This window comes from Aquicoccus sp. SU-CL01552 (assembly GCF_040365005.1).
Taxonomy (GTDB): Bacteria; Pseudomonadota; Alphaproteobacteria; order Rhodobacterales; family Rhodobacteraceae; genus Antarcticimicrobium.
In genome coordinates this window covers 149,750-166,375 of the sequence record NZ_BAABWV010000003.1, presented here as the reverse complement: position 1 = coordinate 166,375, position 16,626 = coordinate 149,750, and the positions used below count along the sequence as shown (strand labels likewise).

Below are 16,626 nucleotides of genomic sequence, written 5' to 3'. Positions count from 1 at the left end.
GACCCGCGCCATGGTGGAGCGCGACAGCGTCCATTACACGATCCTGGGCGTGATCATCTTCAACGCGATCACCCTGGGCCTGTCCACCTCGCAGACCCTCCGCGCCGAGATCGGTGGCGTGCTGACGATGATCGACCGCGCCGTGCTGACCTTTTTCGTGATCGAGCTGACGCTGAAATTCTATGCCTACGGGCTGCGCTTTTTCACCAGCGCCTGGAACGTGTTCGATTTCGTCGTGGTCGGGCTTGGCCTGCTGCCCAGTTCCTCGGGGCTGTCGGCGCTGCGCGGGCTGCGGGTGATCCGGGCGATGCGCCTGTTGTCGGTGATCCCGCAGATGCGCGCGGTGGTGCAGGCGCTGCTCGATGCGCTGCCGGGCATGGGCGCGGTGATCATCATGATCTCGATCGTGTTCTATGTCTTCGGGGTGATGGCGACGCTGATGTACGGCGCCGCCTTCGACCCCTGGTTCGGCACGCTGGGCCGCTCGCTCTATTCGCTGTTCCAGATCATGACGCTGGAAAGCTGGTCGATGGGCATCGTCCGCCCGGTGATGGACCAGTTCCCGATGGCCTGGCTGTTCTTCGTGCCGTTCATCGTGATCACCGCCTTTTCCGTGCTCAACCTCTTCATCGGCCTGCTGGTCAACACCATGCAATCGGCGGTGGAGGAAGAGGCCGAGGCCGAGTTCGAGCAGCTGCGCGACCTGGTGCGCACGGAAACCGATATCGTCGATACCCACGTCCTCGAGTTGCGCGACGAGATCAAGGCGCTGCGCGCCGAACTGGCCGATCTGAAAGGGGCCGGATCATGAGCGACAACGCGCAGAAATTCATCGCCCGCAACCGCGCCCCCCGGGTGCAGATCGAATACGATGTCGAGCTCTACGGCTCGCAGAAAAAGGTCCAGCTGCCATTTGTCATGGGGGTGATGAGCGATCTTGCGGGAAAATCCCGCGTTGCCCAGCCGGCCATCGAGGATCGCAAGTTCCTTGAAATCGACGTCGACACTTTCGACGACCGGATGCAGGCAATGGCGCCGCGGGTGGAATTCTCGGTGCCCAACACGCTGACCGGCGAGGGCAACCTGCCTGTGGACCTGACCTTTGAAAAGATGTCCGATTTCTCGCCCGCCGCGATCGCCTCCAAGCTCGACGCACTGCGCCCGCTGCTCGAGGCGCGCACGCAACTGTCCAACCTGATGGCCTACATGGACGGCAAGGCGGGGGCCGAGGCGTTGATCGAACGGATCCTCGCCGATCCGGCGCTGCTCTCGGCGCTCGGCGGCGCGGGGGGCACGGGCGCGGACCATGCCGCCGCCCTCGATCACCTGCGCGGGCTTGCCCCGATCGAGGACGCTGCAAAGGACGAGGGGGCCTCGGTGCTCGACGCCCTGCGCGACGCCGCCCCGGAAGAGACCCCGCAAGAGGACACCGCCGGCGCCGTGCTCGACAGCTTGAAAGCCGAGGCGCCAGAAGCGCCGCCCCGCGCGGAGGACTCCTCCGATGTGCTCGACGCCCTGCGCGCGGCGCCCCCAGAGGATGCGGCCGAGGACGATGCCGCCACCGATGCGCTCGACAGCCTCAAGGCGGTGCAGCCCGATCCCGAACCGTCCGAGGACCAGAGCGGCGGCGTGCTGGACACCCTGCGCGACGCCACTCCCGAGGACACGGAGGAGAATGACGACAGCGCCGAGGTGCTGGCCAGCCTTCAGGCCGCGCCCGACGAGGGGACGAAAGACGAGGATCCCTCGGGCGCGGTCCTTGGCGCCTTGCGCGACGCGGCCCCGCAAGAGAGCGACGAAGAGGACAGCTCCACCGCCGCCCTCGACAGCCTCGCCGCGGTCAGGGCCCCGCAGGACGCGCCCGACACCACCGACGATCTGTTGGCCGACCTCGCTACCGCCGCGCCCGAGGAAGCGGCGGAGGCGGAGGATACCGACGACTTGCTCGCCGATCTCGCCGCCGCTGCGCCGGAGGAGGTGGCGGCGCTGGACGATACCGACGACCTGCTGGCCGACCTCGCTACCGCCGCGCCCGAGGAAGAGGCGGAGCTGGACGATACCGACGACCTGTTGGCCGACCTCGCTACCGCCGCGCCCGAGGAAGCGGCGGAGGCGGAGGATACCGACGACCTGCTCGCCGACCTCGCCAGCGCCGTGCCGGAGGAAGCGGCGGAGGTGGACGATACCGACGACCTGTTGGCCGACCTCGCTACCGCCGCGCCCGAGGAAGCGGCGGAGGCGGAAGATACCGACGATCTGCTCGCCGACCTCGCCAGCGCCGCACCGGAGGAAGCGGCGGAGGCGGATGACCTTGACGACATTCTGGGCGACCTGGGGCAAGAGGCGGGCGCCGCCCCTGACGAACCGGCCGCCGCCGCTGACACCGATCTTGACGATCTCCTCGGCGATCTGGGCGAAGACGCGGAGGAGGACAGCGAAACCGACGACCTCGACGACCTGCTGAGCGATCTCGGCGGTGACGATGCGACGGGCATCGCACCCGAAGCTGCGGCCACCCTGACCGGCGAACCCGAGTTCGCCTATGGCACGCTCGGGGCCGACCGCCCGTCGCCGGAGCGGCTCAACCGCAAACGGTTCCGCATCGCGATCCTGGGCGATTTCTCGGGGCGCGCCGCGCGCGGCTTGGTCGAGACCGGCGATGCGCTGGCCGCGCGCCGCGCCACCCTGCTCGACCCCGACACCGTCGAGGAGGTCATCGAGAGCTTTGCCACCGACCTGGTGCTGCCCATCGGCAAGGAGGGGGCCGGCGTCGCCCTCTCGCTCAAGGGGCTCGACAGCCTGCATCCGGACGAATTGTACGAAAACACCGATCTTTTCTCCGAACTGGTCGGATTGCGCCAGCAATTGCAAAATGGTGCCACTGCGGAAAACGCCGCCACCACCCTCAGGGCCTGGGCGGAAAAGCACGGCCAGAGGGTGCGACCGCCGAAAACCCGCTCGGGCGGCAGTGCCGTGCGGGCCGACCTGAAACTCAGCGCGTTCCAGACCCTCATCGGCGACACCCGCCCCAAACCGCCCGAGGCGAGCCCGGCGGGGGAATTGATCGCGCGGATCGTCGGCCCGCATATCCGCGCGCTGCCCGACCCGGACGCGGCGGCGATGACGGCGGCGGTGGACGCGGCGCTGTCGGATGCCATGCGGATGGTGCTGCACCACCCGGAGTTCCAGTCGCTCGAGGCGCAGTGGCGCACGCTCGACCTGATCGCGCGGACGGTTGAGGATGACGACACGCTCGACGTGGTGCTCTACGACATCTCGGCGGAAGAGATCGCCGCCGATCTGGCCACCCATGACGAGTTGTCGCAAAGCGGCCTTGCCCGCCTGCTCACCGAGGACCCGCTCGACGCGGAAAGCGGGCGCGGCGGCTATTCCGCGCTGATCGGGCTCTACACCTTCGAAGAGACCCCGCCGCATGCCGAGCTTCTGGGCCGGATCGGACGGGTCGCGGCGCATGTGGACGCGCCCTTTCTCGCCGCCATCGCACCCGGGTTCCTCGAGGTCGAGAAAAAGGACCGCCACCCGCTGGTGGCCAAGGCCTGGGACACCCTGCGCGCCATGCCCGAGGCCGGGCATCTGGGCCTGTTGACGCCGCGCTTCATGCTGCGCCGCCCCTATGGCGCCCGGACCGAGCCGATCTATGCGTTCGAGTTCGAGGAATTCACCATGGCCGAGGGGCTGTCGGGGCTGCTCTGGGCCAATCCGGCGGTGCTGGCGGCGATCCTGCTGGCGCAATCCTTTCGCAAGAACGGGCCGTCGATGGGGCTGGGCTCGGTGATGTCGCTGGGCGAGGTGCCCTATCACTATGTCACCGACCGATATGGCGACCAGGTGGTGCTGCCCTGCACCGAACGCAACCTGACCCAGTCGCGGGTGGAATTCGTGATGGCACGCGGGTTCATGCCGGTGGTCTCGATAAAAAGCCGCGATGAGGTTAGACTGGCCTCGTTCCAGTCGCTGGCCGGGGGCGACATCCTCGGGCCGTGGTCGGGCGTCGCCCCGCCGCAGCCCTCGCCGCCGAACCCCGCCCCGCCGCCCACCGCCGGGGGCGAGGCGGACAGCGATAGCGACGGAGACGGTGACGTCGATCTCGACGATCTGCTCTCGGGCTTCGGCGACGACACGGACGGCGACGGTGACGACGATGACGGCGGCGGCGATATCGAGGCCGATCTGGCCGCGCTGCTGGACGATTTATGATGAAGACTTTTGACCTGAAGGCAATTTCAACGCGCATCGCGCCCGGTCACGAAAGGACAGGCCATGGCGGAGAGTAAACCACATGAGGCGGCGGTCGTCTGGATGTCGGGGGGCTACAGCGCCACCGACATCCTGCTCAAGCGTGCCATCGTGCGCGAGCGTCTCAGCACGCTGACCGAAACCACGATCGAGTTCCAGTCAAAGAACAAGTCGCTGGATCTCAAGGGGTTCATCGGCAAGCCGATGCGGCTTCACCTGATCGACGAGGCGCAGGAGGAGCGGGAGTTCCAGGGGCTGTGCATCTCGGTCGAGAACCTCGGGTTCCGCGACGGCTATGGCCAGTACGTGGCCGAGGTCCGCCCCTGGGCCTGGCTGCTGACCCGCACCCGGAACTGCCGCATCTTCCAGGACATGACCGCGGTGGAGATCATCGAAGAGGTGTTCGGCGACCACGGGTTTTCCGATTTCCAGAAGCGGCTCAGCGACAGCTATGAAAAACGCGACTACTGCGTGCAGTACCGCGAGAGCGATCTCGACTTCATCAGCCGGCTGATGGAGGAGGAGGGGATCTATTACTACTTCGACAGCAACAAGGCGCCGTCGAGTTCGGAAAAGATGGTGCTGTGCGACGGGGTCAACGGCCATTCCCCGGTGCCGGGCGAGGCGACGCTGCGCTATCACGCCCGCGACAACACCGACCGCCGGCGCGGGGATCACATCGCCGAATGGGCCGAACAGGAAAGCCTGACGACCGGAAAGGTCACCCTGACCGATTACGATTTCCTGTCGCCGACCGCCGATCTCAAGGTGACCAACGCCATCAAGAAGGGCACCCACAGCCACGCGAATTACGAGATCTACGATTATCCCGGCCACTATCGCAAGGATACCGGGCTGGGCAACAAGCAGGCCCGCGTGCGGATGGAGGCCGAGGCGATCCGCCACAAGCTCTGGCGCGGCGCCGGCAGCGTGCGCACGCTGGCCACCGGATTCACCTTCAAGCTCAAGGACCACCCGGACAGCAAGGCCAACACGGATTACATCATCGCAGACGCGGTGCATTACCTGCAGGTCGATACCGATTTCAAGGAGGGGGACCTGCGCCACGATCTCAAGCCGCGCAACATGGATTTCCCCGAGGAGGTCTCGGGTGATGTCTATGCCTGCGTCTTCGGCGCGATCCCCAAGGCCGAACAGTTCCGCGCGCCGCTGACAACGCCCTGGCCCGGCATCCCCGGGATGCACACCGCCACCGTCGTCGGCAAGTCGGGAGAAGAGATCTGGACCGACGAACACGGTCGCATCAAGGTCCAGTTCCACTGGGACCGCGACGGCGAGAATGACGAAAAGGCAAGCTGCTGGGTCCGCGTCATGACGCCCTGGTCGGGCAAGGGCTGGGGCATGGTTGCGGTGCCGCGGATCGGACAGGAGGTGGTGATCCAGTTCGAAGAGGGCGACCCGGATCGCCCGATCTGCACCGGCATGCTCTACAACAAGGACACGATGCCCCCCTATGACTTCCCCGGCGACCAGACGCAGATGGGCATCAAGACCAACTCGTCCAAGGGCGGCGGCGGCTACAACGAGCTGATGTTCGAGGACAAGAAGGACAGCGAGCTGATGCGGGTCCAGGCGCAGAAGGACCACCAGATGCTGATCAAGAACAAGTCGGTGACAACCATCGGTCTGGACGAGATCGACGCCGGCGCGCATGACGGGGACGGCAGCGAAAGCAAGGTGGTCCGGAACAACATCACCGAGACCGTGAAAGAGGGCGATCACTTCTTCACGATCGAGACCGGCAGCCAGGAAATCCAGATCAAGACCGACAAAACCCAGACCATCGAGGGCAAGCACACCAAGACGATCACCGGGAATGACGCCACCACCGTCAAGTCGGGCGACATGACCACCGATGTGAAAGCGGGCAAGATCACCATGACCGCCGCGGTGGAGATCCTGCTCAAGGTCGGCGGCAGCTCGATCAAGATCACGCCCGCCGAAGTGACCATCAAATCGCCGATGATCAAGGTCCAGGCCGATGGCATGGCCGAGGTCAAAAGTCCGATGACAACCGTCAAGGGCGAGGGAATGCTCGTCCTCAAGGGCGGCCTGACAATGATCAACTAGGATCGACCGAAATGAGTGACAATTTCCAAGGGTTGGTCAAGGTACCGCGCGATCCGGTGGCAAAGCTGCTGTCGCGCTGCAACGTGATCCTCAAGACCCGGCTCGACGCGCCGGCCAGCGCCCCCGCCGAGGTGGTGCTGGCCGAGTTGCACGAGAAACGTGCGCTGGTCGACCTGCTGCGCCTGCTGGCGATCCTGCTGCCGCCGCGCGAACGGGTCTGGTGGGCCTGCATGGCGGCCCGCGACTACATCGGCCCACGGTCGGAGAACGACCCGCCCTCGCTGATCGCCGCCGAGGCCTGGGTCTACAACCCGTCCGAGGACAACCGCGAGGCCGCGCGCAGGTCCCTCGACCACGCCTATGTGGACGATGACACCGTGCATTGCGCCACCGCCGTGCTCTATGCCGACGGGACGCTGGGGCCGGGCGACCTGGCGCAATACCCCGCCCCCGCCGGCGCCTCCGAGGCCGCCGCCTTTGCCATGAATATGGTAGCACTGGGGGAATTGTCTGATAGGTTCGAAGAACATGGGTGGCTGCTGGTCGACCGCGCGCTCGACATCGGGCGGGGCGGTAACGGCCAGGTCCAGTTGGAAGAAGCATAGGCAGGGGGGACGCGCGACATGGGGACGCCACAAGCCAGACTGACCGACCTGCACCTGTGCAACGTGCCGGTGGTCTCGGTACCGCCGGCCCCGCCGGCGCCGATGCCGATCATGCCGCCCTGCCTGCCCACCGTGCTGGTCGGCAAGCTGCCCGCCGCGCGGGTGTCCGACATGCATGCCTCGGCCCCGCCGCACCCGATCGTCAAGGGCTCGATGACCGTGCTGATCGGCAAATTGCCGGCGGCGCGGCTGGGCGATCTGGGCGCCTGCGGCGGCGCCATCATGAAGGGCGAATTCACCGTGCTCACCGGAGGCTGACCGCGCCATGGCCGTCACGCTCACATTCCAGTCCTCGGGCACCGTTCCGGGCAACGCCCGCCCCATCCGGATGCAGGGCGGCAGCCTGACCGTGGGGCGCGGCCCGGCCAATGACCTGGTGCTGCCCGACCCCGACCGCATCCTGTCCAAGAACCATTTCGTGATCGAGGATCACAACGGCAACGTGATGGTGGTCGACCTGTCCACCAACGGCACCTTCCTGAACTATGCCAAGATCCCGCTGGGGCGCACGCCGACGCCACTCAACGACGGCGACGTGCTGTGCCTCGGCCCCTATGAGCTGGTGGTCCGGCTGGCCGCCGATCTGCCCGCCGACGATCCCATCGCCGCCCCCGCCGCGCAGGGGGTGGCCTCGCCCGGCGTGGCCGAGAACGCGCCTGATCCGCTGGGCCTGCTGGACGATGCCGGGCCGGGCGGCGATTTCCTCGATGATCTGCTGGGTGACAACACCGCCCCCACCGGCCCGTCGCAACTCAACCCGGTGGACCCCATCGACGAGCTGATGCCGCCGCTGGAGGACGACGATCCGTTCTTTGCCAAGCCGGACGACGGGCGCGGCGGCGCGGGTGCCAGCCTGCCCGCGCACAACCCCTCGGCGCAGGACAGCTTCACGCCGCAGGCGGCGGGTGGCGGCGCCGTGATCCCCGAGGATTGGGATGATGACCTGGTTGGCGGCGGTGGCGATGCCCCGGCCGCCCCCGCGCCCGATCAACTGCCCCCCGCGCCCGACCCCGCGCCGCATGTGCCGCCGATCCCGACACCGCAGGCCCCGCCCGAGGTGTCGCACCGGACCCCGCCCAACACCGCGCCCGATGTCGATACGCCCCCCGGTCCGGCGCCCGACCAGATCGCCGGTCAGGCCCCCGAACCGGCCCGCCGCGCCACCCCCGGCGCGGAGCAGGAAATCCTCGGCACCGACGCCGCGCGTGCCTTTCTCGAAGGGGTCGGCGCCGAAGACCTCGATCTCGACGATGCGCAGTTGGTCACCACCATGGGTCGCATGGGCCGGGTGATGAAGACCCTGGTCACCGGCCTGCGCGAGATCCTGATGACGCGCACCTCGATCAAGTCCGAGTTCCGGATCGAACAGACGATGATCAGCGCCGGCGGCAACAACCCGCTGAAATTCTCGATCAGCCCCGAACAGGCGATCGAGGCGATGGTTCGCCCGGCAAGCAAGGGCTACCTCGGCGCCGAGACCGCCGCCGAGCAGGCGCTCGACGACATCAAGGCGCATGAGATCGCCATGGTTACCGGCATGGAGGCCGCGCTCAAGGGCGTGCTGGCCCGGCTCGACCCCAAGGTCGTCGCCGACCGGATCGAGACCTCCGGCGCCATCGGCAGCCTGCTCAAGGGTCGCAAGGCCCGCTATTGGGAAGTTTACGAAAAGATCTACGCCGAGCTTTCGGACGAGGCGGAAAACGATTTTCACGACCTGTTCAGCCGCGAATTCGCGCGCGCCTACAAGACGCAGCTGGACAAGCTCAAGGATTAACGCCGGCCCGCCCGGCGACCAATGACAAGACGCCCCGCGAGGGTGGCAACAAGGAGGATGCCTTTTGTCCTGGGACAGCAAGGTACTTTGGACCGAAGGGTTGTTTCTGCAACCCCACCATTTCCAGCAGGCCGACCGCTATACCGAGGCGCTGGTCGCGGGTCTCGCCCGTCGGCTGCGCCCCTATGGCTGGGGGTTCAACACGCTCGAGATCGACCACGAGGCGCTGAAGATCGGGCAGTTCGCGCTCAAGTCCTGCGCCGGGCTCACCCAGGACGGCACCGTGTTCCGGGTGCCGATGGCCGACGATCATCCGCCCGCGCTCGAGGTGCCCGACACCATCAAGGACTGCATCGTTCACCTGACCGTGCCGCAACGCCGCCAGGGCGCCGCCGAGGTCGACCTGTCCGGCGCCGAGATGTCGGCCAGCCGGCTGCGCCCGGCCGAGCAGGAGGTGATCGACACCATGAGCACCGAGAAAAAGCCGGTGGTTCTGGGGGTCGGCAAGATGCGGCTGCAATTCGCGCTGGCGGTCGACGACCTGGCCGACCGGCTGGCGATCCCGGTGGCCCGCATCATCGAGGTGCGCCCGGACAAGGAAATCGTGCTCGACCAATCCTTCATCCCCGCCTGCACGGACATCCGCGCGGCGCTGCCGCTCGAAGGGTTCCTGCGCGAGTTGGAGGGGCTCTTGTCGCACCGGATGCAGGCGCTGGCGGGGCGCCTGTCCGAGGGCGGCGCCGCCCGTGGCGTGGCCGAGGTCTCGGATTTCCTGCTGCTGACCATCATCAACCGGATGTTGCCGCAGGTGCGCCACATGGGCACCATCGAGAACCTGCACCCCGAGGAGCTGTTCCGCACCTGCGCTGGGCTGGCGGGCGAACTGTCGGTGTTCATGACTTCCGAGAAACAGCCGCCCGCGTTTCCGCCCTATACCCACGACAACCTGACCACCTGTTTCACCCCGGTGATCCGCACCCTGCGGCAGTACCTGTCGTCGGTGCTGGAGCAGACCGCGATCCCGATCAAGCTCGAGGCGCGCAAATACGGCATCAGCGTCGGCGTCATCGCCGACCGCAAGCTGATCGGAAACGCCGGCTTCGTTCTGGCCGTCGATGCCGACATCCCCTCCGAGGACGTGCGCCGCCATTTCGCTGGACAGGCCAAGATCGGCCCGGTCGAGGAGATCCGGCAGCTGGTCAACTCGGCCCTGCCGGGGATCACCCTGCGGCCGCTGCCGGTAGCACCGCGCCAGATCCCCTATCATTCCGGCGTGGTCTATTTCGAACTCGATGCCGACAGCCCCTATTGGGGCAAGATGACCACCTCCGGCGGCATCGCCGTGCATGTCTCGGGCCAGTACCCGGGGCTCAAGATGGAGCTTTGGGCGATCCGCAACAGCTGAGCGATTGGGAAACACGATGGCCGACCATGACGATCCCTTTGCCGAACCGGACGACACCGACAAGACGGTGATCAAACCCAATCCCGGTGGCCGCCTGTCACAGCCGGCGCCCGCCGCACCTGTCGCGCCCGATCCGCTTGCGCCGCAACCCGCCGGTGGCGGGCAGGGCGGTGGACAGGCGGGCGGCGATGCCTTCGGCGTGCCGCAATCCTCCGGCCCCGCCGCCCCGGCGTCGGCCCCCCCGCGCGAGACCCGGCCGGTGCTGACCGGGATGAACCAGCTGATCGCCTGCGCCTCGACCCTGTTCGCGCTGATCAGCCGCATCCGCAACCGCGCCCAGCACATGGACCCGGACAAGCTGCGCCAGAGCGTGGTCGCCGAGGTGCGCGAATTCGAGAACCGCGCGCTGCAGGCCGGCATCGCCGCGCAAACCGTCAAGGTGGCGCGCTACGCGCTCTGTGCCACGCTGGACGACGTGGTGCTCAACACCCCCTGGGGCGGCCAGTCGAGCTGGGGCCTGCAATCCATGGTCGGCACCTTCCATCGCGAAACCGTCGGCGGCGACCGGTTCTATGACCTGCTGGCGCGGCTGGAAAAGGAACCCTCGGCCAATATCGACATGCTGGAGTTTCTCTACATGTGCCTGTCGCTGGGCTTCGAGGGGCGGCTGCGGGTGGAACAGGGCGGCTCGGACAAGCACCTGCGCATCCGTGGCGCGCTGGCCCGGATCATCCGCGCCCAGCGTGGCCCGTTCGAACGCGATGTCTCGCCCCATTGGGAGGGGGTCGAGAAACCGTTCAAACCGCTGTCGGCCTGGCGCGTGGTCTGGATCGCCGTTGCCGTGGTCGCGGCGCTGCTGACACTGCAATTCGCCGGGCTCAGCTGGGCGCTCTCGACCTCGACGGAACGGGTGCTGGGCCAGCTTTCGACCATCGAATCCGGCCCGGTCGCCACGCTGGAACGTCGCGCGCCGCCGCCACCTCCGGCGCCCTCGCCGCCCGCCTCCGAAGTGCAGCTGCAAAAGGTCACCGGGTTCCTGCAGGCCGAGATCGACGACGGCATCGTCGAGGTGTTCCGCAAGGGCAATACGCTGATCATCCGGATCAAGGGCTCTGGCATGTTCTCCTCGGGCTCGGACGTGCTGCAGGATCGCTTCGTGTCCCCGGTGAACCGGGTCGCCGAGGCGCTCAACGACGAACCCGGCCCGGTGATCGTGGCCGGCCATTCCGACAACGTGCCGATCCGTTCGTCGCGCTTTCCCTCGAACATGCATTTGTCGCTGGCACGCGCCAAATCGGTGATGGCCGGGATGGCCCGTGTGCTCAAGGATCCCGACCGGCTCAGTGCCGAGGGGCGCGCCGACAAGGAACCGATCGGGGATAACGCGACCAGGGAAGGCCGCGCGAAAAACCGGCGCATCGAGGTTCTTCTGGTCCAGGAGGAGGGGCAATGATCCTTCGCCGTTTCATCCTTCCGCTGTTCCGCTCGATCTATACCGTGCTGATCATCACCGCCGCCGTGCTCTCGGTCTGCATCTGGTATTTCGCGCCGCTGATTGGAACCGAGGGCTGGCGCCCGTTCGACAGCATCCTCGCCCGCGTGGTGACGCTGGCCTGTCTCTGGCTGTTCTTCCTGCTGATCATCGGCCTGGTCTTCTGGCGCCGCAGCCGCCGCGACAAGGAGATGACCGAAGAGATGGCCGAGGCCGTCGACACCTCCGACGACGCCGATATCACCTCCGAGGAGCTGGGCGAGCTGCGCGGCAAGTTCAAGACCGCGCTGGCCGAGCTGCGCAAGTCCAAGAACGGCCGCCGCCACCTGAACGAACTGCCGTGGTACGTGATGATCGGGCCCCCCGGCGCCGGCAAGACCACGGCGATCGTCAACTCCGGCCTGCAATTCCCGCTGGCCGAGAAGCTGGGAAAATCCGCCATCGGCGGCGTCGGCGGCACCCGCAACTGCGACTGGTGGTTCACCAACCAGGCGGTGCTGATCGACACCGCCGGGCGCTATACCACGCAGGAAAGCGACGCCGAGGCCGACAATGCCGCATGGCTGGGCTTTCTCGGCCTGCTGAAAAAGTACCGCAAGCGGCAGCCGGTCAACGGCGCCATGATCGCCATCAGCCTCAGCGACCTGTCGCTGCAGGACGAGATGACCCAGAAGAACCACGCCCGCGCCGTGCGTATGCGCCTGAACGAGCTGCGCGAGCGTCTGGGCGTGCGTTTCCCGGTCTACGTGCTGTTCACCAAGGCCGACCTGATCGCCGGCTTCTCCGAGTATTTCGACAACCTCGGCAAGGAGGACCGCGAACAGGTCTGGGGCTTCACCCTGCCGCTGGAAAAGGGAAAGGGCGAGGCCTCGCCCATCGCCGGCTTCGACGAGGAATTCGGCGCGCTGCTGGGCCGGCTCAACGGGCAACTGCTGGAACGGCTGCAAACCGAGACCGATCACCAGCGCCGCGCGCTGGTCGCCGGGTTCCCGGCGCAGGTCGCCTCCATGCGCCGGGTTGCACGCGAATTTCTCAACGAGGTGTTCCAGGACAATCGGTACGAGAAGCGCCACATGCTGCGCGGGATCTATTTTACCTCGGGCACGCAGGAGGGCACACCGATCGACCGGCTGATGCTGGGCATGGCCCAGACCTTCGGCATCGGCCGCCAGGCCATCGGCAGCGGCAGCGGCAGCGGGCGGTCGTTCTTCCTGACCCGGCTGTTCGAGGGGGTGATCTTTCCCGAGGCCGGGCTGGTCTCGGCCGATGACAAGGTCGAGCGCCGCTATCGCTGGACCCGCCGCGCCGCCATCGCCGCCACCGTGCTGATCGCGCTGGCCACCGGCGGACTCTGGCTGCGCTCGTATCTCGGCAATACCGATCTGATCGCGCAGGCCGCCGAACAGGTCGACGCCTATCAGCAGGCCGCCGACACCCTGCCGCCCAGCCCGGTGGGCGATACCGATCTGCCCCCCGTGGTCATCGCGCTGAACCAGTTGCGCGACATGCCCGGCAACCCGGTGCTCACCGATCCCACGCCGGCCCGCGAATTGCGCTATGGCCTCTACCAGGGCGAGGTGATCGGCACCCAGGCCGCGCAGACCTATCGCGCCGGGCTCAACCGCCGATTCCTGCCGCGGCTGCTGCTGCGGCTGGAGGAGCAGATCACCGGCAACATGAACAACCCCGACCTTCTGTACGAAGCGCTCAAGATCTACCTGATGCTGGGGCTGCAGGGGCCGATGAACGCCGACCTGGTGCGCGACTGGATGACGGTCGATTGGGAGATCGCCTATCCCGGCGTCCAGCGAAAAGAGCTGCGCGCGGATCTGTCTGGCCACCTCGACGCGCTGCTGTCGCAGCCGATGGAGGAAATCGCCCTGAACGGCCCGCTGGTCGAACGGGTGCAGGGCATCCTGACCGAAATGCCGCTGGCGCAACGGGTCTACAACGGCATCATCAACAGCACCAAGGCGACCGCGCTGCCGAAGTGGCGCATCACCGAGATCGGCGGCCCGGCGGTGGCGCGGGTGCTGGTGCGCTCCTCGGGCAAGCCGCTCAACGACGGCATCCCTGGCATCTTCACCTATGACGGGTTCAACAATGTCTTTCTGCCCGAGGCGGTCAGCGTCGCCGAACGGGTCCAGAACGAAAGCTGGGTGCTTGGCCCCCGGGGCGAGGCGACCCAGACCGAGGCCGCGCTGCTGGCGCTCAGCCGCGATGTGCTCGATCTCTACTACAACGATTTCATCACCCGCTATGACCAGCTTCTGGCGGATATCGACATCATCCCGATGGAATCGCTCAGCCACGCGGTCGAGGTCACCAACGTGCTCTCCGGGCCGACCTCTCCCATCGTCAACATCCTCACCGAGGTCGGCAAGGAAACCCGCCTGACCGAGGACCGCGCGGCGCTGAACACCGAGTCGCTCAGCCAGGGCGCCGGCGCCGTCGCGGCGATCGAGGCGCGCTCCAGCCTCTCGATCCAGGGCCAGATCCTGATGGAGGCACTGCTCAACACCACCACCGGCGGCGACGGCACCCCGCCGAAACCGCCCGGCGCCTATGTCGAAGAGCGGTTCGACTGGCTGCACCGGCTGGTCGACCGCCCCGAGGGGCAGCCCTCGCAGCTCGACCAGATGATGGACGTGCTGACCCAAGTCTACCAGGAGCTCAACAAGATGTCGTTCAGCGGCGTCAGCTCCGGCGGCAGCGAGGGCGGCGAGGCGATCCTGCGGTTCCAGCAGGCGGCCAGCAGGATCGAGGGGCCGGTGCCACGCTGGGCCACCCAGATCGCCAACGGCTCCTCCGGGATCGCCGCCGACGGCACCCGCGCCTCGATGAACGCGCGCTGGCAGGCCAGCGTGCTGCCGTTCTGCAAGCAGGCGCTGGCCAACCGCTACCCGTTCAACCCGCGCGCCCGGGCCGATGTCGGGGTGCAGGACTTTGCCAAGCTCTTCGCGCCCGGTGGGCTGATCGACACCTTCTTCAACGAGAACCTGGTGAAATTCGTCGACACCCGCTCGCGCCCCTGGACGTGGAAACGGGTCAACGATGTCGATCTCGGCATCTCCAATTCGGTGCTGCAACAGTTCCACTATGCCTCGCAGATCCGCGAGGCCTTCTTTGCCGGCGGGCCACAGCCGCAGATCCAGTTCCAGATCACGCCTTACGGGCTCAGCGACAAGGCGCGCTCGGTCCTGCTCGAGGTGCACGGCCAGCAGATCGGCTTCAAGCAACGCGGCGGGCTGCCGACCCCGGTGGCGGTGACCTGGCCCGGCACCGTCGGGCTGGCCCGGGTCAGCTTCGAGCCGGCCCGGCGCAACACCGAAAGCGTGCTCTCGCGCGACGGGCCCTGGGCCTGGTTCCGGCTGCTCGACGCCGCCGAGATCCGCTCGCTCAACGTCGCCGACCGCAAGCGGGTGAACTTCATCGTGGGCGCGCGGCTGGCGATCTTCGATCTCCAGGTCAGCTCGGTGATCAACCCCTTTGCGCTGCCGGCGCTGACCAAGTTCAGCTGCCCCGAGTCGCTCTGATGGCGGGGTTCGGCGCCTTCGGAAAGATGCCCGCCGTCGGCGATTTCTTCCGGGTCTCGGCGCCGCCCGGCTTCGTTTCGGCCTGGGATCCCTGGCTGCAGGGGGCGATGCTGGCGGGACAGGCGGCGCTGGGCGCGGAGTGGGACGGCCACTACATGACCGCGCCGATCTGGCGCTTTGCACTGGCCCCCGGTCTGGCCGGACGCAGCAAGGTGATGGGCGTGTTGATGCCCTCGGTCGATCGGGTCGGGCGGCGCTTTCCGCTCACGCTGATGGCGGCGCTCGACACGCCGGGACCGGCCCCGCTCGACCATTTCCGCGAAACGGCGCTGTTCGCACGGCTGGAAGAGGTGGCGCTCTCGGCGCTCGACGACGCCGCCACGCGCGACCGGCTGGAGGCTGACCTGGCCGCGATCCCGGCACCTGAAATGCGGGCCACCGCGCCGCTGCGCCGCGCCGGCGGTTGCCTGGTGCTGACCCAGTCGGGCCAGGACACCCTGCCGGGGGACCTGGCGGCGGGTCTTCTGGCCGGGCAATACGCCACCCCCAGCCTGTGGAGCGCCGATATCGCGGGCGCCCCCCGCATGATGGTCTGCGACGGGCTGCCGAACGACGTCATTGCGCGGGGGCTGTTCGACCTCAACGCGCCGATCTGGAGCGAGGCCCGCCCGATATGACCGATCTGCATCCCTACCGCTATTCCGCCCAGACCCACGTGGGGCTGAAACGCAAGATCAACGAGGACGCGGTACTGGCGCTGCCGGATCACAATATCTGGGTGGTCGCCGACGGCATGGGCGGGCACGAGGCCGGCGATTTCGCCAGCCGCCTGATCGCCGATGCCATCGCGACGATCCCCGTCGGCCTGGACCCCACCGCCCGGATGCACGCCCTGCGCGACGCGATCCAGGGCGCCCACCGCGCCATCCGTGCCGAGGCCGAGGCGCGCGGACGCGGCGTGATCGGCGCCACTGTCGCCGCACTGATGATGGCCAACGGTCATTTCGTCGGCCTCTGGGCCGGTGACAGCCGCATCTACCGGCTGCGCGCCGGGCAGATCGAGATGCTGACCACCGATCACTCCGCCGTGGCCGAACTGGTGCTGGCCGGGCAGATGACCTGGGACGAGGCCGAACAGCATCCGCAATCCAACGCCATCACCCGCGCCGTCGGCGTCGGCGAGGTGCTGGAGCTTGACAAGATCCGCGGACGGCTGGCCACCGGCGACCGCTTCCTGATCTGTTCCGACGGGCTGACCAAATACGCCACCCAGGGGCTGCTGCAACGGCTGCTCGCCCGCGCCCCGCTGGAGACGGTCGGCGACGAGCTGATGCAGGTGGCGCTGACCGGCGGCGGCGCCGACAATATCTCGGTGATCGTGGTGGACGTGCTGTAACCGGTGCCAG

At 67.4% G+C, this 16,626-nt stretch carries 11 protein-coding genes; all 11 read left to right on the top strand.

Annotated elements, in window-relative coordinates; genetic code table 11:
• Positions 1 to 10: 10 nt before the first annotated feature.
• The 11 genes from ABWV23_RS05065 to ABWV23_RS05010 all read left to right on the top strand — a co-directional run bounded on the left by ABWV23_RS05065 (position 11) and on the right by ABWV23_RS05010 (position 16,616).
• Positions 11 to 811: an ion transporter gene (locus ABWV23_RS05065; protein WP_353345594.1), complete on the top strand. Its 801-nt coding sequence runs from the start codon at positions 11 to 13 to the stop codon at positions 809 to 811.
• Positions 808 to 4,218 carry a type VI secretion system contractile sheath small subunit gene (gene tssB / locus ABWV23_RS22390; protein WP_502901594.1) on the top strand — a complete coding sequence of 1,137 codons (3,411 nt, stop codon included), beginning with the start codon at positions 808 to 810 and terminating at the stop codon, positions 4,216 to 4,218. The genes ABWV23_RS05065 and tssB overlap by 4 nt, the downstream gene beginning before the upstream one ends.
• A gap of 63 nt (positions 4,219 to 4,281) precedes the next feature.
• Entirely contained in the window at positions 4,282 to 6,348 is a 2,067-nt protein-coding gene (locus tag ABWV23_RS05050; RefSeq protein WP_353345592.1) for a type VI secretion system Vgr family protein, read from the top strand.
• 11 nt (positions 6,349 to 6,359) lie between these two features.
• A complete protein-coding gene (locus ABWV23_RS05045; RefSeq protein ID WP_353345590.1) occupies positions 6,360 to 6,953 on the top strand; it encodes a DUF6931 family protein in 594 nt (197 codons plus the stop codon).
• A gap of 18 nt (positions 6,954 to 6,971) precedes the next feature.
• The gene (locus ABWV23_RS05040) at positions 6,972 to 7,271 is read left to right on the top strand and encodes a PAAR domain-containing protein (protein ID WP_353345588.1); all 300 of its coding nucleotides are present in this window, start codon (positions 6,972 to 6,974) and stop codon (positions 7,269 to 7,271) included.
• A 7-nt stretch (positions 7,272 to 7,278) separates the two neighbouring features.
• The gene (gene tagH / locus ABWV23_RS05035; RefSeq protein ID WP_353345586.1) at positions 7,279 to 8,787 is read left to right on the top strand and encodes a type VI secretion system-associated FHA domain protein TagH; all 1,509 of its coding nucleotides are present in this window, start codon (positions 7,279 to 7,281) and stop codon (positions 8,785 to 8,787) included.
• A 64-nt stretch (positions 8,788 to 8,851) separates the two neighbouring features.
• Positions 8,852 to 10,192, top strand: a complete 1,341-nt coding sequence (tssK, locus tag ABWV23_RS05030) for a type VI secretion system baseplate subunit TssK (RefSeq protein WP_353345584.1) — start codon at positions 8,852 to 8,854, stop codon at positions 10,190 to 10,192.
• A gap of 16 nt (positions 10,193 to 10,208) precedes the next feature.
• The gene (gene tssL, locus ABWV23_RS05025) at positions 10,209 to 11,645 is read left to right on the top strand and encodes a type VI secretion system protein TssL, long form (RefSeq protein ID WP_353345581.1); all 1,437 of its coding nucleotides are present in this window, start codon (positions 10,209 to 10,211) and stop codon (positions 11,643 to 11,645) included.
• Positions 11,642 to 15,220 carry a type VI secretion system membrane subunit TssM gene (tssM, locus tag ABWV23_RS05020; protein ID WP_353345579.1) on the top strand — a complete coding sequence of 1,193 codons (3,579 nt, stop codon included), beginning with the start codon at positions 11,642 to 11,644 and terminating at the stop codon, positions 15,218 to 15,220. The genes tssL and tssM overlap by 4 nt, the downstream gene beginning before the upstream one ends.
• On the top strand, positions 15,220 to 15,897 hold the full coding sequence (tagF, locus tag ABWV23_RS05015) for a type VI secretion system-associated protein TagF (RefSeq protein WP_353345577.1): 678 nt from the start codon (positions 15,220 to 15,222) through the stop codon (positions 15,895 to 15,897). Before tssM ends, tagF begins: the two co-directional genes overlap by 1 nt.
• Entirely contained in the window at positions 15,894 to 16,616 is a 723-nt protein-coding gene (locus ABWV23_RS05010; protein WP_353345575.1) for a PP2C family protein-serine/threonine phosphatase, read from the top strand. The genes tagF and ABWV23_RS05010 overlap by 4 nt, the downstream gene beginning before the upstream one ends.
• The last annotated feature ends 10 nt before the right edge of the window (positions 16,617 to 16,626 follow it).